The 23,838-nt window shown below is 66.5% G+C and carries 16 protein-coding genes and 3 rRNA genes; 15 read left to right on the plus strand and 4 right to left on the minus strand.

The features are described from left to right. Window positions 1–108 precede the first annotated feature (108 nt). Window positions 109–915 (minus strand): M15 family metallopeptidase, encoded by an 807-nt coding sequence (locus tag P8A20_RS31810; RefSeq protein ID WP_147962455.1) that lies wholly within the window; start codon window positions 913–915, stop codon window positions 109–111. A gap of 39 nt (window positions 916–954) precedes the next feature. Here P8A20_RS31810 and P8A20_RS31815 point away from each other — a divergent pair, with 39 nt between their 5' ends. Then, the gene (locus P8A20_RS31815) at window positions 955–1,473 is read left to right on the plus strand and encodes an NUDIX domain-containing protein (RefSeq protein ID WP_315986007.1); all 519 of its coding nucleotides are present in this window, start codon (window positions 955–957) and stop codon (window positions 1,471–1,473) included. On the opposite strand, the gene P8A20_RS31820 is transcribed toward P8A20_RS31815, so the two are convergent. Next, a complete protein-coding gene (locus P8A20_RS31820; protein ID WP_306104728.1) occupies window positions 1,464–3,833 on the minus strand; it encodes a glycoside hydrolase family 31 protein in 2,370 nt (789 codons plus the stop codon). The genes P8A20_RS31815 and P8A20_RS31820 overlap by 10 nt on opposite strands. Window positions 3,834–4,065: 232 nt before the next feature. On the opposite strand from P8A20_RS31820, the gene P8A20_RS31825 reads away from it, so the two are divergent. Both P8A20_RS31825 and P8A20_RS31830 read left to right on the plus strand, forming a co-directional pair. Beyond that, a complete protein-coding gene (locus tag P8A20_RS31825) occupies window positions 4,066–6,051 on the plus strand; it encodes an acetoacetate--CoA ligase (protein ID WP_306104729.1) in 1,986 nt (661 codons plus the stop codon). A 78-nt stretch (window positions 6,052–6,129) separates the two neighbouring features. Next, window positions 6,130–7,044: a DUF8829 domain-containing protein gene (locus P8A20_RS31830; RefSeq protein ID WP_306104730.1), complete on the plus strand. Its 915-nt coding sequence runs from the start codon at window positions 6,130–6,132 to the stop codon at window positions 7,042–7,044. 76 nt (window positions 7,045–7,120) lie between these two features. Here P8A20_RS31830 and ptsP read toward each other — a convergent pair whose 3' ends face one another. Then, window positions 7,121–8,791, minus strand: coding sequence for a phosphoenolpyruvate--protein phosphotransferase (ptsP, locus tag P8A20_RS31835; protein ID WP_147962460.1), 1,671 nt, complete (start codon window positions 8,789–8,791; stop codon window positions 7,121–7,123). A gap of 76 nt (window positions 8,792–8,867) precedes the next feature. Further along, the gene (locus P8A20_RS31840) at window positions 8,868–9,317 is read right to left on the minus strand and encodes a PTS sugar transporter subunit IIA (RefSeq protein WP_147962461.1); all 450 of its coding nucleotides are present in this window, start codon (window positions 9,315–9,317) and stop codon (window positions 8,868–8,870) included. Between the two features lie 699 nt (window positions 9,318–10,016). Here P8A20_RS31840 and P8A20_RS31845 point away from each other — a divergent pair. From P8A20_RS31845 to P8A20_RS31900, 12 genes are all read left to right on the plus strand, one after another. Then, a 16S ribosomal RNA gene (locus tag P8A20_RS31845) occupies window positions 10,017–11,542 on the plus strand. 303 nt (window positions 11,543–11,845) lie between these two features. Further along, a 23S ribosomal RNA gene (locus tag P8A20_RS31850) occupies window positions 11,846–14,970 on the plus strand. Between the two features lie 79 nt (window positions 14,971–15,049). Further along, window positions 15,050–15,166 (plus strand): 5S ribosomal RNA (gene rrf, locus P8A20_RS31855). Together the 16S, 23S and 5S rRNA genes form the textbook arrangement of a ribosomal RNA operon. A 148-nt stretch (window positions 15,167–15,314) precedes the next feature. After that, complete coding sequence (gene clsA, locus P8A20_RS31860) at window positions 15,315–15,923, plus strand: cardiolipin synthase ClsA (RefSeq protein ID WP_147962462.1); 609 nt, start codon at window positions 15,315–15,317, stop codon at window positions 15,921–15,923. A 111-nt stretch (window positions 15,924–16,034) separates the two neighbouring features. Beyond that, the gene (locus tag P8A20_RS31865; protein WP_306104731.1) at window positions 16,035–18,530 is read left to right on the plus strand and encodes a mannose-1-phosphate guanyltransferase; all 2,496 of its coding nucleotides are present in this window, start codon (window positions 16,035–16,037) and stop codon (window positions 18,528–18,530) included. Between the two features lie 156 nt (window positions 18,531–18,686). Next, window positions 18,687–19,547 carry a DUF881 domain-containing protein gene (locus tag P8A20_RS31870; protein WP_147962464.1) on the plus strand — a complete coding sequence of 287 codons (861 nt, stop codon included), beginning with the start codon at window positions 18,687–18,689 and terminating at the stop codon, window positions 19,545–19,547. Then, a complete protein-coding gene (locus P8A20_RS31875) occupies window positions 19,544–19,876 on the plus strand; it encodes a small basic family protein (RefSeq protein WP_003970459.1) in 333 nt (110 codons plus the stop codon). The genes P8A20_RS31870 and P8A20_RS31875 overlap by 4 nt, the downstream gene beginning before the upstream one ends. A 5-nt stretch (window positions 19,877–19,881) precedes the next feature. Then, window positions 19,882–20,706 (plus strand): DUF881 domain-containing protein, encoded by an 825-nt coding sequence (locus tag P8A20_RS31880; protein WP_306104732.1) that lies wholly within the window; start codon window positions 19,882–19,884, stop codon window positions 20,704–20,706. A 190-nt stretch (window positions 20,707–20,896) separates the two neighbouring features. After that, window positions 20,897–21,685, plus strand: coding sequence for an FHA domain-containing protein (locus P8A20_RS31885; RefSeq protein WP_147962466.1), 789 nt, complete (start codon window positions 20,897–20,899; stop codon window positions 21,683–21,685). A 41-nt stretch (window positions 21,686–21,726) separates the two neighbouring features. Continuing rightward, on the plus strand, window positions 21,727–22,470 hold the full coding sequence (ftsR, locus tag P8A20_RS31890) for a transcriptional regulator FtsR (protein WP_306104733.1): 744 nt from the start codon (window positions 21,727–21,729) through the stop codon (window positions 22,468–22,470). A gap of 53 nt (window positions 22,471–22,523) precedes the next feature. Further along, a complete protein-coding gene (locus P8A20_RS31895) occupies window positions 22,524–22,997 on the plus strand; it encodes a bifunctional nuclease family protein (protein ID WP_006123076.1) in 474 nt (157 codons plus the stop codon). 169 nt (window positions 22,998–23,166) lie between these two features. Then, window positions 23,167–23,784, plus strand: a complete 618-nt coding sequence (locus tag P8A20_RS31900; RefSeq protein WP_147962468.1) for a MerR family transcriptional regulator — start codon at window positions 23,167–23,169, stop codon at window positions 23,782–23,784. Window positions 23,785–23,838 lie beyond the last annotated feature (54 nt).

A 23,838-nucleotide genomic window follows, 5' to 3' on the forward strand; every position in this document is an offset into this window, starting at 1 on the left:
CGTAACGGCTCGGCCGGCAACCGGACACGTCAGTTCCGCGTCCGAGAAGGAGAACGGGCGGCCGGAGCCCACGGGGGTGGTCCTGGTCGCCCGTTCACCGTCCGGGTGTCAGTGCCCCGCGACGGAACGCCTCGCCACCGGGAAGTCGAAGTACGTGTCGGGGAAGAGCTCCGGCCTGTAGGTGAAGTGCCACCACTCCTCGGCGAGGTTCACGAAACCCAGCTCCGTGAGCTTCGACTTGAGGAACTGCCTGTTGGCGCGCTGCTCTCCCTGCACCCGGGGGTCGTCCGTGTGCGACAGGGTGTCGAAACAGTCGTACCCCGTGCCCATGTCCACCGAATTGTCCGGGAAGCGCTCGCCCTCGGGCGCGTAGCACGGTGCCAGTTCCTCGCCCGGCTCGTACGGCCGGGTCGGCGGAGCGGGCAGCTTCACCAGGGTGAGGTCGACCGTGCTGCCCCGGCTGTGTCCGGACTTCTCGGCGATGTAACCGTCCTCGAACAGACGCGTCTTGTCGACCAGCGGATAGAACTCGTCCTTCATGGCCTGGTCGTCGAGGTCCTCGGCCCAGCGTACGAAATGGTCGACGGCGCGCTGGGGCCGGTAGCAGTCGTACACCTTGAGCGAGTAGCCCTGACGCAGCAGGCTCCGCTGGGCGGTGCGCAGCGCGAGAGCGGCGGGCCGGGTCAGGATGCAGACGGGCTGCCGGTAGCCGTCCACCGGCTCGCCCATGAAGTTGTGCGCGGTGGTGTAGCGCATCTCCGTGATGATCGTCGGATCGACGGCGCGCAGGTCGACGAACTCCGGCGGAGCCTTGGGTTCGGGCCTGGCCACGGCGACCGGGGCGGCGGCCGTCACGGCGAGCAGAGCGGCGCCGGCGGCGGCCAGGGCACGGAGAGCACGAGCAATTCCTGTCATGGGCACACCGTCTATCAGCTTCGGCGCCGCAAGAGAAGGGTGATCGGATACAGTCCGCCCGTGAACGACTCCCACTGCGGCAACTGCGGGGCCCCGTACACCTCCGAGACCTGGCCGCGTACCTGCACGGCCTGCGGCCGTACCGCCTACCGCAACCCGCTGCCCGTCGCCGTGGCCCTGCTGCCCGTCACCGGAGCCGACGGTACCGGCCTCGTCGTCATCACCCGCGACATCCCGCCGCACCGGGGCGGAACCGCGCTGCCCGGCGGCTACATCGACGAGACCGAGGACTGGCGCCACGCCGTCGTACGCGAACTGCGCGAGGAGACCGGCATCCGCGCCGACGAGACGGACGTACGCCTCGCCGACGCCATGAGCTCCCCGGACGGCCACCTGCTGATCTTCGGACTGCTCCCGCCACGCCCCGCGGAGGAACTCCCGCCCTCCGCACCGACCGACGAGACCTCGGGACACGACGTCCTGCACACTCCGGACGAACTCGCCTTCCCCCTGCACACCCGGGCCGTACGCGCCTGGTTCGCCGGCGACTACGGCTGAGCGACGCCCGGCAGCCCCCGAACACGCACCGGATACGGCACGGACTCCTCCGCACCGTCCCGCTCGACCACCACACGCCCGGCACCGACGCGCGACGTGTAACGCTCCACCTGGGCCTGCTCCCACCCGTCGCCCATGTCCCGCACGACCAGCCCGCCCCCGGCACGCCCGACAGGCGGAGCCCACACCTCCAGCTCCAGATCCCCCTCCGGGCTCCGCACCGGGATCACCGCACCCGCCCGTGCCAGCACCGGAATCCGCGACAGCGGCGCCTCCACCACCACCTGCCCCGGGCCTTCGTACGCGCGCCCGGTCGCCGTGTCGTACCAGCGGCCACGCGGCAGCCGCAGCGACCTACGGCCGGCACCCTCCTCCAGCACCGGGGCGACCAGCAGCGCATCACCCAGCAGGAACGCGTCCTCGCAGTCCCGCAGCTCACGGTCCCCCGGCGCACCCCACCACAAGGGCCGCACGTACGGCGCACCCGTCAGCCGGGCCAGCTGCGCCAGCGTCACGAAATACGGAAGCAGTCGTTCCCGCTCCTCCAGCGCCCGCCCGGCATGCGCGAGCACCTCCGGCCCGAACTCCCACGGCTCCCGGCGCCCCGCGTCGATGGCCGAGTGCGTGCGGAACAACGGCATGTACGCGCCCAGCTGGAACCAGCGCAGATACAGCTCCGGCGACGGCGACCCGTCGAACCCGCCGACATCGGGCCCCGAATACGGCACCCCGCAGAGCCCCAGCCCCAGCACCAGGGCCAGAGACGCCCGGAGCCCCGGCCAGCCGGTGGCCACATCACCGGACCACGTGCCCCCGTACCGCTGCATCCCCGCCCACCCCGAACGGGAGAAGAGGAACGGCCGCTCCTCGGGACGCAGCCGGCGCAGGCCCTCGTACCCGGCCCTCGCCATCGCCATCGCGTACACGTTGTGCGCCTCGCGATGGTCCCCGCCCCTGCCCTCCAGCGCGTGCCTCGACGAACGCGGCAACGACGGATCCCCGAAGGCCGAGAACGACACCGGCTCGTTCATGTCGTGCCACACCCCGGCGAACCCCTGGCCGAGCCGCTCCTCGTACAGCCCGCCCCACCACTCCCGCACCTGTGGATCGGTGAAATCCGGATAGACGCACTCTCCCGGCCACACCTCACCCAGCACCGGCCGCCCCTGCGGATCCCGGACGAAGGCACCCTCCGCACCTACCTCCATGCCGCTGTCGAACACCGCGTTGCCCACCGACGCCCGCACCGCCGGGTCCACGATCGACACCAGTCGCACGCCCTCCTCGCGCAACTCCTTCGCCAGCCGGGGAAGACCGGGGAACCGCTCCGGGTCGACCGTGAACACCTGGTGCGCGTCGTAGTGGTCGATGTCCAGGTGCAGCACCGACAGAGGCAGTCCCCTCTCCCGGTAACCCGTGACGATCCGCCGCACCTCCTGCTCGCTGCCGAACCCCCAGCGCGCGTGCTGCGGCCCCAGCGCCCACGACGGCGGCAGCGCGGGCGCACCCGTCAGCCCCGTCCAGCCCCGGAGGACCCTGGCCGGCGTACCCGCGACCACCCAGCAGCGCAGCGGACCGCCGTCCATCCGCACCTCACAGGTGCCGGGCCGGTCGTGCCCCGAACCGGCACCCTCCTCGCCCTCCCGGAGCGTCACCCCGCCCGACCACGAGTTGTCGTGGAAGACCAGATGCGTCCCCGCGTCGGAGACCACCAGCTGCACCGGCATCGTCAGATACAGCGGATCGTCCCCCGGACCGAAACGCCCACCGGGATCGGTGTTCCACAACCGGTAGGTGCCCTCCCTCAGCCTCGGCCCCCCGGAACGCCCGCCCAGTCCGAAGAACCGCGCGTCGGCCGGCACCTCGGAGCGCTGCACCCACCGGGCCGCACCCCCCTCCACCGGCTCCCACCAGCGCGGCGGCAGCTCCCGGCGCAACAACACCCCACCCGGCGTACGCAGTTCCACCGCCCCGTGCCGTGACACGACCACCGTCAGCCGCTCCGACACCACCTGCCAGCCGCCGTTCGTGTCCGGTTCCAGGGACGCCCGCGGATCCGCCTCCGGACCGGCTCCCGGCAGGGCGTACGAGGGAAGCGGTCCGGCGCCGTCCCACGACCAGAACACCGCACCGCCCACCGCCACCCGAACGAGCAGTTCCGAGCGGGCGAACCGCACCACCCCGCCGCCCGGCCCCGGCTCCGCGCCCACCAGGAGGCCGGGCACACGGGCCCGCTCCGCACCGCGCGGCACCAGCCCCCGGGCATCCGCACGCCGGTGCCGCCAGGCCGAGCGCACCGCACGCATCCCCTGTACGGAACCCACCATCTTCACCGAGCGCACCAGGTCACGACCATCCATGCGGCCACCTTGCCATCCGCCCCGACACAAGCACGGACACAAGCGTGCTCCGTTCAGCTTCCGTTCACCTGTGGCTCCACCACACAGCCGGACACGCAACCATGGCAGGCGGACCCTGGTGCGCGGGACGATCACATGGCATCGTCCGTCACAGCCGTTCACGCGCACACCCCAGCCCGTGCGCGCGACCTACGCACACCCCGCGTACACCCCGAAAGGCCAGGGAGCCTCCATGACCTCAGCAGCCGGCGAAGCCCCCCTCTGGCAGCCCCAGCCCGAACGTGTCGAGGCCGCCGCCGTCACACGCTTCCAGCGCTGGGCGGCCGAGCACCACGGAGCACCCGCCGACGGCGGGTACGCGGCACTGCACCGCTGGTCGGTCGACGAACTCGACACCTTCTGGAAGGCAGTCGCCGACTGGTTCGACGTACGCTTCTCCACCCCGTACGAAACCGTCATCGGCGACCGCGCCATGCCCGGCGCCCAGTGGTTCCCCGGTGCCACCCTCAACTACGCCGAACACGCGCTGCGCACCGCCGACGACCCGCTCCGCGCGGACGCCCCGGCCCTGCTGTACGTCGACGAGACCCACACCCAGGCACCCGTCAGCTGGTCCGAACTCCGTCGGCAGGTGGCCTCGCTGGCCGCTGCACTCCGAGCGCTCGGCGTCACCCCCGGGGACCGGGTCGGCGGATACCTCCCCAACATCCCCCAGGCCGTCGTCGCGTTCCTCGCGACCGCCGCGGTGGGCGGCGTCTGGACCTCGTGCGCCCCCGACTTCGGCGCCCGCAGTGTCCTGGACCGGTTCCAGCAGGTCGAACCCGTCGTCCTCTTCACCGTCGACGGCTACCGCTACGGCGGCAAGGAACACGACCGCACCGACGCCGTGGCCGAACTCCGCCGAGAACTCCCCACCCTGCGCGCGGTCGTCCACATCCCGCTGCTCGGCACGGACGCACCCGAGGGCGCCCTCGAATGGTCGGAGCTCACCGCCTCCGACACCGAACCCGTCTTCGAGCAGGTGCCCTTCGACCACCCCCTGTGGGTTCTGTACTCCTCCGGCACGACCGGACTCCCGAAGGCGATCGTGCAGTCCCAGGGCGGAATCCTCCTCGAACACTTCAAGCAGATCGGGCTGCACTGCGACCTCGGCCCCGACGACCGATTCTTCTGGTACACCTCCACCGGCTGGATGATGTGGAACTTCCTGGTTTCCGGCCTGCTCACCGGCACCACCGTGGTGCTGTACGACGGCAGCCCCGGCCACCCCGACATCAGCGCCCAGTGGCGCGTCGCGGAACAGACCGGAGCGACCCTCTTCGGCACGTCGGCCGCGTACGTCATGGCCTGCCGGAAAGCGGGCGTCCACCCGGCCCGCGACCACGACCTCAGCCGTGTCCAGTGCGTAGCCACCACCGGCTCCCCGCTCCCGCCCGACGGCTTCCGCTGGCTCCACGACGAGTTCGACGAGAGCGGTGCCGACCTGTGGATCGCCTCCGTCAGCGGCGGCACGGACGTCTGCAGCTGCTTCGCCGGCGCGGTACCCACCCTGCCGGTCCACATCGGCGAACTCCAGGCCCCCTGCCTCGGCACCGACCTCCAGTCCTGGGACCCCGCCGGCAAACCGCTCACCGATGAGGTCGGCGAGCTCGTCGTGACCGCGCCCATGCCCTCCATGCCCGTCCGCTTCTGGAACGACCCCGACGGCAGCCGCTACCACGACAGCTACTTCGACGTGTACCCCGGCGTCTGGCGCCACGGGGACTGGATCACCCTCACGGACCGCGGTTCCGTCGTCATCCACGGCCGCTCGGACTCCACCCTCAACAGGCAAGGCGTCCGGATGGGGTCCGCCGACATCTACGAGGCCGTCGAACGCCTCCCCGAGATCCGCGAGTCCCTCGTCATCGGCCTCGAAGAGCCGGACGGAGGCTACTGGATGCCTCTGTTCGTCCACCTCGCCGAGGGCGCCACGCTCGACGACGAGCTGCGCGACAGCATCAAGCGGACGATCCGCGAGAACCTCTCACCCCGCCACGTCCCGGACGAGGTCATCGAGGTCCCCGGCATCCCCCACACCCTCACCGGCAAGCGCATCGAGGTTCCGGTCAAGCGACTGCTCCAGGGGACAACCCTGGCCAAGGCGGTGAACCCGGGGTCCGTCGACAACCTCGAACTCCTCCACTTCTACGAGAACCTCGCCCGCGAGCGCCACTGACCCCGCCGCCCGCACGACCGCTGTCAGTCCCTCTGATTACTCTGAGTGAGCAATCGTTCGCAGCGCACAGGGGGACTCATGGCGCACATCAAACCGACCGGGCGAAGCCGTCAGGGCTTTGCACCGTCCATGCGACGCGCACTGCGCCGCGAAGCACCCAGCACCGTCGGCCTCCTGGTCGACGCCGAGGACTTCGCGGCCATGCGCCACTACCGCAGCTTCACCTTCGACGACCACGCGGTCTACCTCCGACAGGTCGAGGGGCTGCTGCGCACGCTCACGGCCCAGGGCATGCACACCACCGTCGCACTCTTCGACCCCGAGGACTACGCGCAGTTCTGCGCCGAGTCGGGCCTCGATCCCGACGCGCGCACGAGCCGCAGCCGCTTCACCGCCGAGATCGCCGCAGCCGGCGCCACGGTCGCCTACACCGGCCAGCCCATCGACACACTGATCCCGCTCCTCGTCTCACGGGCCGTCCGCCACGCGACATGGGAGTACGCCACGATGCTGCTCTCCGGACTCGGTGACTGCGCCGACTGCGGGCAGGACATCGGCCGGGCCGCCTTCGACCGGGCGTCGCACCTCCTGATGCGTCTGCTGGGGACGGCGGGACCGGGCACCCATCACATCGTCTGCAGCACACCCACCGGCGACGAACAACTCCTGGCCGTCCTCCACACCTCGCAGGACACGGACGGCCCGGCCCGGCTCCCGTCCTCCGAAGGGGCGGAGTTCGCCACCGTGCTCGCCGTGGGAGTCGCGCTCGAGACCCAGGGTGGCGTCGTCCTGCGCACCACCGCGCCCGGCAGCCCGGACCGGGTGCACGGATGGCGCCTGCACCGGGGCAGCCTCCTCCCGCTCACTGCGGGCGAGGTGTTCAGCGCCTACTGCACCGACGCCGACACGGGAGAACCCGTGTCCCCGGAATCCGGCGTCGAGTACTGCGCGGGGTTCGACCTCGGCACCGACGAACCGGAGGCCCACCACTGACCCCCGGCAGACCGAAGGGGTCCCCGCCGAAACCGGCGGGAACCCCTTCACATCCGACCGCGTGCGGCGGACGGCGTCACTCGCCCGACAGCACCGCCTGCGCCGCGAGCCGAGCCTCGTCGGCGGAGTCCGCCGCACGCGCCGCGGACGCCGCGCGCTCGCACTGCGCGAGTGTGTGCTTCGCCAGCGTCGCCCGCACATAGGGAATGGACGCCGCACCCATCGACAGGGAGGTGACACCCAGACCGGTCAGTACACACGCCAGGAGCGGGTCCGAGGCTGCCTCACCGCAGACCCCACAGCTCTTGCCCTCGGCCCTGGCGGCCTCGGCCGAGAGCGCGACCAGGTCGAGCAGCGCCGGCTGCCACGGGTCCTGGAGCCTGGACACGGCTCCCACCTGACGGTCGGCCGCGAAGGTGTACTGCGCCAGGTCGTTGGTGCCCAGCGACAGGAACTCCACCTCCTGCAGGATCGACCGGGCCCGGAGCGCGGCGGACGGAATCTCCACCATCGCACCGAACTTCGCCTGCAGCCCCGCCTCACGGCAGGCATCGGCGAACGCCTTCGCGTCCGCGCGGTCGGCCACCATCGGGGCCATGACCTCGAGGTAGACGGGCAGACCCTCGACCGCGCGCGACAGGGCGGTCAGCTGTGTCCGAAGGACATCCGGGTGATCGAGCAGACTGCGCAGCCCCCGCACACCCAGCGCGGGGTTGGGCTCGTCGGCGGGCGTCAGGAACTCCAGCGGCTTGTCGGCACCGGCGTCCAGCACCCGCACGACGACGCGCCCCTCGGGGAACGCCTCCAGCACCGCGCGGTAGGCCTCGACCTGCTTCTCCTCGGAGGGCGCCTGCTTGCTGTCGTCCAGGAAGAGGAACTCCGTACGGAACAGCCCGACGCCCTCGGCACCTGCCTCCAGAGCCGCCGGAACATCTCCGGGGCCACCGACATTCGCGAGCAGCGGCACCTTGTGACCGTCCGAGGTGGCGCCGGGGCCGGTCACGGCCGACAGTGCCGCCCTGCGGGCCGCCGACGCGCTCTCCATCTCGGCGCGCTTCTCCTGGCTCGGCTCGACGAAGATCTCACCCGTGCTGCCGTCCACCGCCACGACCGTGCCCTCGGCGATCTCACCGGCGCCGGGGAGGGCCACGACGGCCGGCACCCCGAGTGCCCGCGCGAGAATCGCGCTGTGGCTGGTCGGCCCGCCCTCCTCGGTCACGAAGCCGAGAACCAGTGTGGGGTCGAGCAGCGCGGTGTCGGCGGGGGCCAGGTCACGCGCGATCAGCACGTACGGCTCGTCACTGTCCGGCACACCTGGCATCGGGACTCCGAGCAGCCGAGCCACGATCCTGTTACGGACGTCGTCGAGGTCGGCGACCCGGCCCGCCAGGTACTCACCGGCATTGGCCAACAGAGCGCGGTACGCGGCGAACGCGTCGTAGACACCGCGCTCGGCGGTGCTGCCGACGGCGATACGACGCTCGACATCGGCGATCAGCTCGGGGTCCTGCGCCATCATGGCCTGGGCCTCGAGCACGTGCTGGGCCTCGCCCCCCGCCAGATTGCCGCGCGCGATGAGGTCGGCCGCAACGGCTTCCACGGCCTGGCGGGCACGCCCCTGCTCGCGCTCCGCCTCGTCCGAGGGAATCTGTTTGGCCGGGGGTTCGAGCACCGCCGTACCCATGTGCCGAACTTCGCCGATCGCCACACCGTGGCTCACGCCGACGCCTCGCAGCGTTGTCTCCATTTCACCCGTCTCCGATTGTGCGGCGGTTGCACCGTCGCGGTGGATACCCAACTGGCTGGTCACTGCGCCGAGGGTGTCACTGCCAGCCGAACAACGTCTCGCCGACCTTGACGTCGCCGTCCTCGCGCACGTCGGAAAGGGAATCGGCCGTGGCCTCCAGGGCCACGACCGGGCAGATCGCGGACTTGCCGGCGGCCTCGACGCCGGCGGGATCCCAGCGGACGATGCCCTGACCGCGGGTCACCGTGTCACCCTTGTTCACGAGAAGCTCGAAGCCCTCGCCGTTGAGCTGCACGGTGTCGATCCCGAGGTGCGTCAGCACTCCGTGCCCCTGGTCGTCGACGACGACAAAGGCGTGCGGGTGGAGGGAGACGACGATGCCGTCGACCGGTGAGACGGCCTCGGAGGGCTCGCGCACGGGGTCGATGGCGGTGCCGGGACCCACCATCGCTCCGGAGAACACGGGGTCGGGAACCGCGGTGAGCCCGATGGCGCGGCCGGCAAGAGGGGACGTCACTGTGGTCATGGAGAGCCTCCCAGGGGTGGGGATCCTGATGGTCACCGCCACGGCTGATCGGGGGCGGCGTACTGATCAGCAGCGTAAGTCATATGAAGTCCCGGTTCCGCCCGAGAGCTGCCGGTTGGCAGACCTAGAGGTGTACCGCAAACGATTTGCCTCGTCTCACGGTCGCCTGTACTGTCGTACCCCTGCCTGACCCCAACGGGACTTCAGAGTCCGGGATCGGCAGCGACTCCCAAGCCCAGACTGTAACTCTGACTGATGCTCTCGCATGCTCGCGAGGACCCCGGTCAGGAACACGGAAAAGGCCTGATAGAGTCGGACTCGCCGGAAAGGGAAACGCGAAAGCGAAGAACTGGAAAGCGGATAAAGTAGTACCGCAGTAACCCGCTTCCACCGGGAATCGGACACGAAAGAGTCTGATAGAGTCGGAAACGCAAGAACGAAGGGGAGCGCCCGGAGGGCCCCGGCGAAACGGGACCGAAGGAAGCGTCCGTTCCTTGAGAACTCAACAGCGTGCCAAAAGTCAACGCCAGATATGTTGATACCCCGGCCTGCATCACGCAGGTTGGTGGTTCCTTTGAAAAGTCCTGCACGGTCCTCGGACCGGGTAGGCAACATCAGCGAGGACGCTGTGAACAACCGGTCATATTCCGACCTGGTTGTTCCGCTCTTGCATGGTGCTCTCCCGATTACGGGAAAACATTCATGGAGAGTTTGATCCTGGCTCAGGACGAACGCTGGCGGCGTGCTTAACACATGCAAGTCGAACGATGAAGCCCTTCGGGGTGGATTAGTGGCGAACGGGTGAGTAACACGTGGGCAATCTGCCCTTCACTCTGGGACAAGCCCTGGAAACGGGGTCTAATACCGGATAACACTCTGTCCCTCATGGGGCGGGGTTAAAAGCTCCGGCGGTGAAGGATGAGCCCGCGGCCTATCAGCTTGTTGGTGGGGTAATGGCCTACCAAGGCGACGACGGGTAGCCGGCCTGAGAGGGCGACCGGCCACACTGGGACTGAGACACGGCCCAGACTCCTACGGGAGGCAGCAGTGGGGAATATTGCACAATGGGCGAAAGCCTGATGCAGCGACGCCGCGTGAGGGATGACGGCCTTCGGGTTGTAAACCTCTTTCAGCAGGGAAGAAGCGAAAGTGACGGTACCTGCAGAAGAAGCGCCGGCTAACTACGTGCCAGCAGCCGCGGTAATACGTAGGGCGCAAGCGTTGTCCGGAATTATTGGGCGTAAAGAGCTCGTAGGCGGCTTGTCACGTCGGATGTGAAAGCTCGGGGCTTAACCCCGAGTCTGCATTCGATACGGGCTAGCTAGAGTGTGGTAGGGGAGATCGGAATTCCTGGTGTAGCGGTGAAATGCGCAGATATCAGGAGGAACACCGGTGGCGAAGGCGGATCTCTGGGCCATTACTGACGCTGAGGAGCGAAAGCGTGGGGAGCGAACAGGATTAGATACCCTGGTAGTCCACGCCGTAAACGTTGGGAACTAGGTGTTGGCGACATTCCACGTCGTCGGTGCCGCAGCTAACGCATTAAGTTCCCCGCCTGGGGAGTACGGCCGCAAGGCTAAAACTCAAAGGAATTGACGGGGGCCCGCACAAGCAGCGGAGCATGTGGCTTAATTCGACGCAACGCGAAGAACCTTACCAAGGCTTGACATATACCGGAAAGCATCAGAGATGGTGCCCCCCTTGTGGTCGGTATACAGGTGGTGCATGGCTGTCGTCAGCTCGTGTCGTGAGATGTTGGGTTAAGTCCCGCAACGAGCGCAACCCTTGTTCTGTGTTGCCAGCATGCCCTTCGGGGTGATGGGGACTCACAGGAGACTGCCGGGGTCAACTCGGAGGAAGGTGGGGACGACGTCAAGTCATCATGCCCCTTATGTCTTGGGCTGCACACGTGCTACAATGGCCGGTACAATGAGCTGCGATGCCGCGAGGCGGAGCGAATCTCAAAAAGCCGGTCTCAGTTCGGATTGGGGTCTGCAACTCGACCCCATGAAGTCGGAGTTGCTAGTAATCGCAGATCAGCATTGCTGCGGTGAATACGTTCCCGGGCCTTGTACACACCGCCCGTCACGTCACGAAAGTCGGTAACACCCGAAGCCGGTGGCCCAACCCCTTGTGGGAGGGAGCTGTCGAAGGTGGGACTGGCGATTGGGACGAAGTCGTAACAAGGTAGCCGTACCGGAAGGTGCGGCTGGATCACCTCCTTTCTAAGGAGCATCTAGGTTTCCTTCGGGGAATCCAGAGACCATTTCGTCGGCAAATGTTCGACGGTGGTTGCTCAAGGGTGGAACGTTGACTATTCGGCACGACAGGTAACTCACTGCTAGTACTGCTTCGGCGTGGAACGTGGTGAGGGATCGGTCGGGTCGGGCACGCTGTTGGGTATCTGAAGGTACGGGCTCGTTGAGTCTGGATCTTCGGTTGCCGGCCCCAGTGCACTCACCTGTAAGGGTGGGGTGATGGGTGGCTGGTCGTTGTTTGAGAACTGCACAGTGGACGCGAGCATCTGTGGCCAAGTTTTTAAGGGCGCACGGTGGATGCCTTGGCACCAGGAACCGATGAAGGACGTGGGAGGCCACGATAGTCCCCGGGGAGCTGTCAACCAAGCTTTGATCCGGGGGTTTCCGAATGGGGAAACCCGGCAGCCGTCATGGGCTGTCACCCGCTGCTGAACACATAGGCAGTGTGGAGGGAACGAGGGGAAGTGAAACATCTCAGTACCCTCAGGAAGAGAAAACAACCGTGATTCCGGGAGTAGTGGCGAGCGAAACCGGATGAGGCCAAACCGTATGCGTGTGATACCCGGCAGGGGTTGCGCATGCGGGGTTGTGGGAGTTCTCTTGATCAATCTGCCGATTGGTCGGCAAGTCAGAAACCGTTGGTGTAGGCGAAGGACATGCGAAAGGTCCGGCGTAGAGGGTAAGACCCCCGTAGCTGAAACATCAACGGCTTGCTTGAGAACCACCCAAGTAGCACGGGGCCCGAGAAATCCCGTGTGAATCTGGCGGGACCACCCGCTAAGCCTAAATATTCCCTGGTGACCGATAGCGGATAGTACCGTGAGGGAATGGTGAAAAGTACCGCGGGAGCGGAGTGAAATAGTACCTGAAACCGTGTGCCTACAAGCCGTGGGAGCGTCGCTGTATGTGCTTGCACATGCAGTCGTGACTGCGTGCCTTTTGAAGAATGAGCCTGCGAGTTAGCGGTGTGTAGCGAGGTTAACCCGTGTGGGGAAGCCGTAGCGAAAGCGAGTCCGAATAGGGCGATTGAGTTGCACGCTCTAGACCCGAAGCGGAGTGATCTAGCCATGGGCAGGTTGAAGCGGAGGTAAGACTTCGTGGAGGACCGAACCCACCAGGGTTGAAAACCTGGGGGATGACCTGTGGTTAGGGGTGAAAGGCCAATCAAACTCCGTGATAGCTGGTTCTCCCCGAAATGCATTTAGGTGCAGCGTCGTGTGTTTCTTGCCGGAGGTAGAGCACTGGATAGGCGATGGGCCCTACCGGGTTACTGACCTTAGCCAAACTCCGAATGCCGGTAAGTGAGAGCACGGCAGTGAGACTGTGGGGGATAAGCTCCATGGTCGAGAGGGAAACAGCCCAGAGCATCGACTAAGGCCCCTAAGCGTACGCTAAGTGGGAAAGGATGTGGAGTCGCAGAGACAACCAGGAGGTTGGCTTAGAAGCAGCCACCCTTGAAAGAGTGCGTAATAGCTCACTGGTCAAGTGATTCCGCGCCGACAATGTAGCGGGGCTCAAGCGTACCGCCGAAGTCGTGTCATTCATACACATATCCCCAACGGGAGTATGGATGGGTAGGGGAGCGTCGTGTGCCGGGTGAAGCAGCCGCGGAAGCGAGTTGTGGACGGTTCACGAGTGAGAATGCAGGCATGAGTAGCGATACACACGTGAGAAACGTGTGCGCCGATTGACTAAGGGTTCCTGGGTCAAGCTGATCTGCCCAGGGTAAGTCGGGACCTAAGGCGAGGCCGACAGGCGTAGTCGATGGACAACCGGTTGATATTCCGGTACCCGCTTTGAAACGCCCAATACTGAATCAGGCGATGCTAAGTCCGTGAAGCCGGCCCGATCTCTTCGGAGTTGAGGGTAGTGGTGGAGCCGACGAACCAGACTTGTACTAGGTAAGCGATGGGGTGACGCAGGAAGGTAGTCCAGCCCGGGCGGTGGTTGTCCCGGGGTAAGGGTGTAGGCCGTGTGGTAGGCAAATCCGTCACACGTTAAGGCTGAGACCTGATGCCGAGCCGATTGTGGTGAAGTGGATGATCCTATGCTGTCGAGAAAAGCCTCTAGCGAGTTTCATGGCGGCCCGTACCCTAAACCGACTCAGGTAGTCAGGTAGAGAATACCGAGGCGTTCGGGTGAACTATGGTTAAGGAACTCGGCAAAATGCCCCCGTAACTTCGGGAGAAGGGGGGCCATCACTGGTGATCCGATTTACTCGGTGAGCTGGGGGTGGCCGCAGAGACCAGCGAGAAGCGACTGTTTACTAAAAACACAGGTCCGTGCGAAGCCGTAAGGCGATGTATACGGACTGACGCCTGCCCGGTGCTGGAACGTTAAGGGGACCGGTTAGCTGACTTTCGGGTCGGCGAAGCTGAGAACTTAAGCGCCAGTAAACGGCGGTGGTAACTATAACCATCCTAAGGTAGCGAAATTCCTTGTCGGGTAAGTTCCGACCTGCACGAATGGCGTAACGACTTCTCGACTGTCTCAACCATAGGCCCGGTGAAATTGCACTACGAGTAAAGATGCTCGTTTCGCGCAGCAGGACGGAAAGACCCCGGGACCTTTACTATAGTTTGATATTGGTGTTCGGTTCGGCTTGTGTAGGATAGGTGGGAGACTTTGAAGCAGCCACGCCAGTGGTTGTGGAGTCGCCGTTGAAATACCACTCTGGTCGTGCTGGATGTCTAACCTGGGTCCGTGATCCGGATCAGGGACAGTGTCTGATGGGTAGTTTAACTGGGGCGGTTGCCTCCTAAAGAGTAACGGAGGCGCCCAAAGGTTCCCTCAGCCTGGTTGGCAATCAGGTGTTGAGTGTAAGTGCACAAGGGAGCTTGACTGTGAGACCGACGGGTCGAGCAGGGACGAAAGTCGGGACTAGTGATCCGGCAGTGGCTTGTGGAAGCGCTGTCGCTCAACGGATAAAAGGTACCCCGGGGATAACAGGCTGATCTTCCCCAAGAGTCCATATCGACGGGATGGTTTGGCACCTCGATGTCGGCTCGTCGCATCCTGGGGCTGGAGTCGGTCCCAAGGGTTGGGCTGTTCGCCCATTAAAGCGGTACGCGAGCTGGGTTTAGAACGTCGTGAGACAGTTCGGTCCCTATCCGCTGTGCGCGTAGGAATATTGAGAAGGGCTGTCCCTAGTACGAGAGGACCGGGACGGACGAACCTCTGGTGTGCCAGTTGTCCTGCCAAGGGCATGGCTGGTTGGCTACGTTCGGAAAGGATAACCGCTGAAAGCATCTAAGCGGGAAGCCTGCTTCGAGATGAGTATTCCCACCACCTTGAGTGGTTAAGGCTCCCAGTAGACGACTGGGTTGATAGGCCAGATGTGGAAACCCGGTAACGGGTGGAGCTGACTGGTACTAATAGGCCGAGGGCTTGTCCTCAGTTGCTCGCGTCCACTGTGTTAGTTCTGAAATAACGAACGGCCGTGTTTTTATCCGGTGTTGGTTAATTTCATAGTGTTTCGGTGGTCATTGCGTTAGGGAAACGCCCGGTTACATTCCGAACCCGGAAGCTAAGCCTTTCAGCGCCGATGGTACTGCAGGGGGGACCCTGTGGGAGAGTAGGACGCCGCCGAACAATTATTCCGGGAAAGCCCCGTGCCCTTGTGGCACGGGGCTTTTCTGCGTTCACGGGCAGGTGTCCCGTACCCCTGTGCACCGTTGCGCGGAGACTGAGGGTAAGGTCAGGGGGCATCATTGGCACGTTCTTCACAGGAGGCCCCCGGGTGGAGGTCCAGGAGACTCGAGTTCAGACGGACCGAGTACTCACCATCCCCAACATCCTCAGCATGGCTCGCCTCGTCGGCGTACCGCTCTTCCTGTGGCTGATTCTCCGCCCCGTGTTCGGCGGGCCCAACAATGACGGCTGGGCCCTGCTGGTACTGATGCTGAGCGGCATCAGCGACTACCTCGACGGCAAGCTCGCCCGCCGGTGGAACCAGATCAGCAGCCTCGGCCGGCTCCTGGACCCGGCTGCGGACCGCCTGTACATCCTGTCGACCCTCGTCGGGCTCACCTGGCGGGAGATCCTTCCACTCTGGCTGACGGCCGCGCTCCTCGCACGTGAGCTGATGCTCCTCGTCATGGTGGGAATCCTGCGCAGGCACGGCTATCCGCCGCCCCAGGTGAACTTCCTGGGGAAAGCTGCAACCTTCAACCTGATGTACGCCTTCCCCTTGTTGCTGCTCAGCGACGGAAGTGGTTGGCTGGCTTCGCTAGGCACCATTTTCGGATGGGCGTTCGCTGGATGGGGTACAACCCTCTATTGGTGGGCAGGGATCCTATACGTGGTCCAGGTCCGCCGTCTGGTCAAGGCGGATCAAGTAGCCGATTAGCTCGTTGACGTGGCGCCGTGCAGAGTCGCCGGCCCGCACCGGATTTTTTGGTGTTGCCCCGACGGGTGAAGTCGGCAAGACCGTCGTCTCTTCGAGGAGGACGTTTCCGACATGAAGGCCGTCGTGATGGCAGGCGGTGAAGGCACCCGCCTTCGCCCCATGACCTCAAGCATGCCCAAGCCGCTCCTGCCCGTGGCCAATCGGCCGATCATGGAGCACGTGCTGAGGCTGCTCAAACGGCATGGGCTCAACGAGACCGTTGTCACGGTCCAGTTCCTCGCCTCTCTCGTCAAGAATTACTTCGGCGACGGCGAGGAGCTCGGGATGGAGCTCAGCTATGCCAACGAGGAGAAGCCACTCGGTACCGCGGGAAGCGTGAAGAACGCCGAAGAGGCCCTGAAGGACGACACCTTCCTGGTCATTTCCGGTGACGCCCTCACCGACTTCGATCTCACGGATCTCATCGCATTCCACAAGGAGAAGGGCGCACTCGTCACGGTGTGCCTGACCCGGGTCCCGAACCCACTCGAATTCGGGATCACGATTGTGGACGAGGACGGGAAGGTGGAGCGCTTCCTCGAGAAGCCGACCTGGGGTCAGGTCTTCTCGGACACGGTGAACACGGGCATCTATGTCATGGAGCCCGAGGTCTTCGACTACGTCCAGGCAGACACCTCGGTCGACTGGTCCGGCGACGTGTTCCCGCAGCTGATGAAGGACGGCAAGCTCATCTGCGGCTATATCGCGGAGGGCTACTGGGAGGACGTGGGCACGCACGAAAGCTATGTGAAGGCCCAGGCCGACGTGCTGGAGCGCAAGGTCGACGTCGAACTCGACGGTTTCGAGATCTCCCCGGGTGTCTGGGTCGCGGAAGGTGCCGAGGTCCACCCCGACGCCGTACTCCGAGGGCCGCTGTACATCGGTGACTACGCCAAGATCGAAGCCGGCGCGGAGATCCGCGAACATACCGTCGTCGGATCCAACGTCGTCGTGAAGTCCGGTGCGTTCCTGCATCGTGCCGTCGTCCACGACAACGTCTACGTCGGCCAGCACAGCAATCTGCGTGGCTGTGTGATCGGTAAGAACACCGACGTCATGCGGGCGGCCCGCATCGAGGACGGTGCCGTCATCGGCGACGAATGCCTGATCGGTGAAGAATCGATCATTCAGGGCAACGTCCGGGTCTACCCGTTCAAGACCATCGAGGCCGGCGCCTTCGTCAACACCTCCGTGATCTGGGAGTCGCGCGGCCAGGCGCATCTCTTCGGGGCCCGTGGTGTCTCCGGGATCCTCAACGTCGAGATCACGCCGGAACTCGCCGTCAGGCTTGCCGGCGCCTACGCGACGACGCTGAAGAAGGGTGCGACGGTCACCACCGCGCGGGACCACTCCCGTGGTGCCCGCGCGCTGAAGAGGGCTGTCATCTCAGCCCTGCAGGCCAGCGCCATCGACGTGAGGGACCTGGAGAACGTGCCGCTTCCGGTGGCACGCCAGCAGACCGCGAGGGGCAGCGCCGGCGGCATCATGATCCGCACGTCCCCCGGCGTGCCGGACTCGGTCGACATCATGTTCTTCGACGAGCGTGGAGCCGATCTCTCGCAGGCGCGACAGCGGAAACTGGACCGGGTCTACGCCCGACAGGAATATCGCAGGGCCTTCCCGGGAGAGATCGGGGACCTGCACTTCCCGTCGAGCGTCTTCGACTCCTACACCGGTTCTCTGCTGCGTAACGTCGATACAGCAGGCATCGCCGACGCCGGCCTCAAGGTGGTCGTGGACGCCTCCAACGGCAGCGCCGGGCTCGTTCTGCCCAGCCTGCTCGGACGCCTCGGCGTGGACGCGCTCACCATCAACCCCGGACTCGACGAGTCCCGGCCGACCGAGTCGGCCGAGTCCAGGCGTGCGGGACTGGTGCGGCTCGGCGAGATCGTGTCGTCCGCACGGGCCGCCTTCGGCGTGAGGTTCGACCCTGTCGGCGAACGGCTGTCGCTCGTCGACGAGCGCGGACGCATCATCGAGGACGACCGGGCGTTGCTGGTCCTGCTCGATCTCGTGGCCGCCGAGCGCAGGAGCGGACGCGTGGCCCTGCCGGTGACGACCACGCGGGTCGCGGAACAGGTGGCGGCGTACCACGGGACGCAGGTGGAGTGGACGACCACATCGCCCGACGACCTGACCCGGGTGGGGCGTGAGGACACCACGATCTTCGGCGGTGACGGACGCGGCGGCTTCATCGTCCCCGAGTTCAGCAGCGTCTTCGACGGCGCGGCGGCCTTCGTCAGGCTGATCGGCCTGGTGGCCAGGACACAGCTCACTCTCAGCCAGATCGATGCCCGCATCCCGCGTGCGCACGTCCTGCGCCGTGACCTCGCCACACCCTGGGCGGTCAAGGGACTGGTCATGCGCCGGGTCGTCGAGGCCGCGGGGGACCGAAGCGTGGACACCACCGACGGTGTCCGGGTGGTCGAGACCGACGGCCGTTGGGTGATGGTGCTGCCCGACCCGTCCGAGGCGGTCACCCACCTGTGGGCGGAAGGACCCGACGACGCGTCGGCCCAGGCGCTGCTCGACGAGTGGGCGGCGGTCGTGGACAGCGCGGGGGACTGACGGACGAGCCCGGGTCCGGAAGCCGTGTCTCGCGGCTTCCGGACCCGCGGTGGGGCCATTCGGCGGCGGCGGGCATGACGTGCGACGATGTGCGGCATGTCGCAGCCGCCCCCCGATCGGAGTAGTGCCCCGACGCGTCCTCGCCCGGACGCGTCCATGTCGCTGCTGACCACCGTGATGGAACACAGCCTCGACGAGGGATACGCCGAGGCATCCGCGCGCCGCCGCTCCGACGGCAGCGAGGGGATGCCCCGCACGCTGAAGTCGAAACTGGGCCTTGCCGCGGGGCTGGTCCTGGCCGCTCTCGTCGTGACGCTCGGCGCTGCCGAGGCCCAGGTCGCCGCACCGGTCGTGGCCAAGGAGCGCGAGGAACTCATCGACCGCGTGAACGCCGAGACGTCGGCGGCCGACACCCTCGAGGCCGACGTCGAGAAACTGCGCAAGGACGTCGGCGAGCGACAGCGCAAGGCGCTCCAGGAGCACGGCGGGGACCAGGGCGGTCTGGTGGCGCTGCTGTCCGGAGCCACCCCAGTCGAGGGACCGGGGATCAAGCTGGTCGTGGACGACGCCGAGGACACCGACCAGGGCGGCGGCGGGCCCCGTGAGTCCACCGGTTTCGCCGACACCGGGCGTGTACGCGACCGGGACATGCAACGCGTGGTCAACGGGCTGTGGCAGTCCGGCGCCGAGGCGGTGGCCATCAACGGACAGCGGCTCACGGCTCTCTCGGCGATCCGTGCGGCGGGCGACGCCATACTGGTCGACAACAGGCCGCTGGTGCCGCCGTACACGGTGCTCGCGGTGGGGGACGGGAAGAAGCTCGCAGCTGCCTTCCGGGACAGCGCGGACGGGCAGTATCTTCAAGCGCTGCACGAGAGCTTCGACATCCGCACCAGCATCTCCGAGCAGGAGAAGGTGCGCCTTCCGGCCGCGCCCAGCCTGATCGTACGTACAGCAGAGCCTCAGGCCGCAGACACGGGCAGTGGTGCGGCAGACACAGGGAAGGGCACATCGTGATCGCCGTACTGGGCCTCGTCGTGGGAGTCGTGGTCGGACTGTTGGTCCGGCCCGAAGTGCCGGCGGTGGTCGAGCCCTACCTGCCGATCGCCGTGGTGGCCGCGCTCGACGCCGTGTTCGGCGGTCTGCGGGCCATGCTCGACGGAATCTTCGTGGACAAGGTCTTCGTCGTGTCCTTCCTGTCGAACGTGGTGGTGGCCGCGCTGATCGTCTTCCTCGGGGACAAGCTCGGCGTCGGAGCCCAGCTGTCCACCGGTGTCGTGGTCGTGCTCGGTATCCGCATCTTCTCCAACGCCGCGGCCATCCGCCGGCACGTCTTCCGGGCGTGAGGCCGATGAGCAACGAACAGAACCCCTACGGCGAACATCGCCACGGCGGTGCGCTCCCTCCCGAGTCGACCTCGCCGGCACCGTCCCGGGAGGAGGCCCCGTCCAAGGAGGTCACCGGCCGGCAGCGCCTGCGGGCCGGCCTCTGGCCGCCCAGGGTGAGCCGTGCCCAACTGATCGTCGCGCTTCTGCTGTTCGTCCTCGGCCTGGGGCTGGCCATCCAGGTCCGGTCGAACAGCGACAACAGCGCCCTGCGCGGTGCGCGTCAGGAGGACCTGGTCCGCATCCTCGACGAACTCGACAACCGCACCGAGCGCCTCGAGGACGAGAAGCAGCGCCTCGACGACCAGCGCACGGAGCTGGAGAACAGCTCCGACCAGGCGGAAGAGGCCCGAAAACAGACGCTGGAGAAGGAGCGGCAGCTCGGTATCCTGGCGGGCACGGTCGCGGCGCACGGTCCCGGCATCACGCTGACCATCAGTGATCCGACCGGGGCGGTGGAGGCCGACATGCTGCTCGACACGATCCAGGAGCTGCGTGCCGCCGGTGCCGAGGCGATCGAGATCAACGGTGTGCGGGTGGTGGCGAACACGTACTTCTCCGGCGACGGGGGAGAGTTGAGAGTGGACGGCCGGAAGATCGAGGCCCCGTACGAGTTCAAGGTCATCGGCAAGCCGCAGGACCTGGAACCGGCTCTCAACATCCCGGGTGGTGTGGTGCAGACGCTGGAGAAGGAACAGGCAACGGCTGAGGTCACGCGCGCCGACGACATCGTCGTGGACGCCTTGCGACCGGCGAAGCAGCCTGATTACGCTCGGTCGTCGTCACGGTGAGGCGTCGGCGCGGGGTGCTCGAAGGACTCGGGCACCACGTTGCGGGGGGTCGGCGCAACGGATCGGTGACGCGTGGTGGAAACTGTCGGGTGGATACGGACGTTGTGAGGATGTCCGGGTCGGCAGGTGTGTTCATTCAGGGTTCGTCCTGCCCCACGGGCGGGTCTATTTCGGTCAAGGGGAAACGCCCGTGAAGTTGTTTGCGAAGTTGTTCGGAAAGAGCGCCCGCCAGGACAGCGACAGCGCTGCCCGTCATCGCGCTCCACGCCAGGGTCAGGGCGCCGAGGAGCAGGGCTCCGAGCGTCCGCTCTTCCGCGACGAGGTCCCTGGCGGCGCCGGTGGGTCCGGCGCGTCGTCTGTTGACCCCGGCGGTGCAGGGCGCATAGGTTTCGGGGAATCATCGACCTCGAGTACGGGTGGAGGGTTCGCCTCCGCTCCGGAGGGCTCGTCCATGCCGGTCTGTACGAGGTGCGGGCATCGAAATGCCGAGGCCAGTCGGTTCTGCTCCAACTGCGGCGCGCCGCTGAGGGGCGGAGTGCCCGAGCGCGCCTCGGAGACGACCTCGACCATCTCGATCTCAGGCATCGAGGCGTACGAGGCCGAGGCGACGGGCCAGACCGGCCTCCCCTCGCTCTCGCCGGAGGCCCAGGCCGCGGTGGACGCGCTGCCGGCGGGGTCGGCGCTCCTGGTGGTCCGGCGTGGCCCGAACTCGGGAAGCCGCTTCCTGCTGGACGGCGACCTGACGACGGCCGGCCGTCACCCGCAGAGCGACATCTTCCTCGACGACGTGACCGTGTCGCGGCGTCATGTGGAGTTTCACAGGAGCCCGGACGGTAGTTTCACCGTGGGTGATGTCGGCAGCCTCAACGGCACCTACGTCAACCGTGAGCGCATCGATTCCGTCGCGCTGACCAACGGCGACGAAGTCCAGATCGGAAAGTACCGGCTGGTCTTCTACGCGAGCCAGCGGGGCGTGTGACCCTCCCCCGGACACCGTCCGGGGGGACCCCAGGAAGGTCCATGCTGCGAACATCGACAGGCGGTGCCGGTCACGGCACCGCCTCCGCGGGTCAGCGCGCGATGAGCATCGGCACGGTGCTCCTGCAGCTGCGCGACGAATTCCCAGAAGTCACCATCTCCAAGATCCGCTTCCTGGAGGCGGAGGGGCTCATCGAGCCGCAGCGCACGCCCTCGGGTTACCGGAAGTTCCGTCCTTCCGACGTCGAGCGGCTGGCCCAGGTCCTGCGGATGCAGCGGGACCACTACCTGCCGCTCAAGGTCATCCGTGAGCATCTGGAGGCCCTTGCCCGCGGCGAGAAGGCCGCACTGCCGTCCGGGGGCGGTCAGGGCGAGCACGCCGACCTTCTGCAGGACCAGGAGCCGGGACGGGCCACCGCAGCCCGGATCGGACGTGCGGAGCTCCTGGCGGCCACGGAGGCCAGCGAGGAACAGCTCGACGAGTGGGAGTCGTACGGGCTGATCGTGCCGGCCTCCGGCGGAAGCTATGACGCCGAGGCCGTGACCGTGGCCCGTCTGGTGGCGGATCTGGGCAGATTCGGTCTGGAACCTCGGCATCTGCGGGCCGTCAAGGCGGCTGCGGAACGCGAGGCGGGACTGGTCGAACAAGTGGTCGCGCCCCTGCGTCGGCACAGGAATCCGCAGACCAGGGCACATGCGGAGGCCACCGCGAGGGAGCTCGCGGACCTCTCCGTCCGGCTCCACGCCGCCCTCGTGCAGACGGCTCTGAAGGCCGGCTTCCACTGAGGGCGGAGGATCCCGACTATCCAAACATGGCGGGCACGTCCTAGGGTTGCTGTGTGAACGAGCTCGACGTTGTGGGTGTCCGGGTGGAAATGCCCTCCAACCAACCGATCGTGCTCCTGCGTGAAGTGGGAGGCGACCGGTACCTCCCTATTTGGATCGGCCCTGGGGAAGCGACCGCGATCGCCTTCGCCCAGCAGGGCATGGCTCCGGCCAGGCCGCTGACCCATGATCTCTTCAAGGACGTGCTCGAGGCCGTCGGCCAGGAGCTCACCGAGGTCCGCATCACGGATCTCCGGGAAGGGGTCTTCTACGCGGAGCTGGTCTTCGCCAGCGGGGTCGAGGTGAGCGCGCGTCCGTCCGACGCCATAGCGCTCGCCCTGCGCACCGGCACGCCGATCTACGGCAGTGACGGAGTGCTCGACGACGCGGGCATCGCGATCCCTGACGAGCAGGAGGACGAGGTGGAGAAGTTCCGCGAGTTCCTCGACCAGATCTCGCCGGAGGACTTCGGTACCAACAGTCAGTGACCGTCCGGCGGGGGTCGGCGTCAGCGCATTCGACAAGCCTTTCCCGCAATCCAGTCACGGGAAACCACCCTCAGGGTGATTATCACTCGGCGTGCCGAGTGTGGCGATCGTTGACGCACCCCTGGTGACTGCCTACCTTCGAGGTGGCAGGTCTAGGACGGAGGTCGGCGTGAGAAGTAGCGGCGACGGTACGGCTGCGGGTGGGCCGTACCGGCAGCACGGTGGTGCGGCCGACCACTCCATCAGACAGCCGGTTCAGCCGGCTGTGGTGGCAGCGGACGGTGTGGCAGGAACAGGGGACATCGGCTACCGGGGGCCGACGGCGTGCGCGGCTGCGGGGATCACCTACCGGCAGCTCGACTACTGGGCGCGCACGGGCCTCGTGGAACCGAGCGTGCGTCCTGCGTACGGCTCGGGCACACAGCGTCTCTACAGCTTCCGGGACGTGGTCCTCCTCAAGATCGTCAAGCGGTTCCTGGACACGGGTGTCGCTCTGCAGAACATCCGCACGACAGTCCAGCACCTCAGGGCACGCGGGTTCACGGATCTCGAGCGGATGACCCTGATGAGTGACGGGGCGACGGTCTACGAGTGCTCCTCGCCCGACGAGGTCGTCTCCCTGCTCCAGGGCGGCCAGGGGGTGTTCGGCATCGCCGTCGGCGTCGTCTGGAGGGATGTCGACGCGGCGCTGTCCCAGCTCCACGGGGAGCGTGTCGACACCGGGGAGACCCTGATCGGCAACAACCCGGCCGACGAGCTGGCGCGGCGGCGTAATCGCGCGGGCTGAGTCACCTGGGCGGGACGGCGCGGCGGGTGTGCCGGGTGGGGCGGTTGTCAGTGG

This window comes from Streptomyces sp. Alt3, assembly GCF_030719215.1.
Taxonomy (GTDB): domain Bacteria; phylum Actinomycetota; class Actinomycetes; order Streptomycetales; family Streptomycetaceae; genus Streptomyces; species Streptomyces glycanivorans.

Coding starts and splice junctions, on each gene's coding strand:
- P8A20_RS31810 (WP_147962455.1), bottom strand. CDS start 915: ATGACAGGAATTGCTCGTGCTCTCCGTGCCCTGGCCGCCGCCGGCGCC.
- P8A20_RS31820 (WP_306104728.1), bottom strand. CDS start 3,833: ATGGATGGTCGTGACCTGGTGCGCTCGGTGAAGATGGTGGGTTCCGTA.
- P8A20_RS31825 (WP_306104729.1), top strand. CDS start 4,066: ATGACCTCAGCAGCCGGCGAAGCCCCCCTCTGGCAGCCCCAGCCCGAA.
- P8A20_RS31830 (WP_306104730.1), top strand. CDS start 6,130: ATGGCGCACATCAAACCGACCGGGCGAAGCCGTCAGGGCTTTGCACCG.
- ptsP (WP_147962460.1), bottom strand. CDS start 8,791: ATGGAGACAACGCTGCGAGGCGTCGGCGTGAGCCACGGTGTGGCGATC.
- P8A20_RS31840 (WP_147962461.1), bottom strand. CDS start 9,317: ATGACCACAGTGACGTCCCCTCTTGCCGGCCGCGCCATCGGGCTCACC.
- P8A20_RS31865 (WP_306104731.1), top strand. CDS start 16,035: ATGAAGGCCGTCGTGATGGCAGGCGGTGAAGGCACCCGCCTTCGCCCC.
- P8A20_RS31870 (WP_147962464.1), top strand. CDS start 18,687: ATGTCGCTGCTGACCACCGTGATGGAACACAGCCTCGACGAGGGATAC.
- P8A20_RS31880 (WP_306104732.1), top strand. CDS start 19,882: ATGAGCAACGAACAGAACCCCTACGGCGAACATCGCCACGGCGGTGCG.
- ftsR (WP_306104733.1), top strand. CDS start 21,727: ATGCTGCGAACATCGACAGGCGGTGCCGGTCACGGCACCGCCTCCGCG.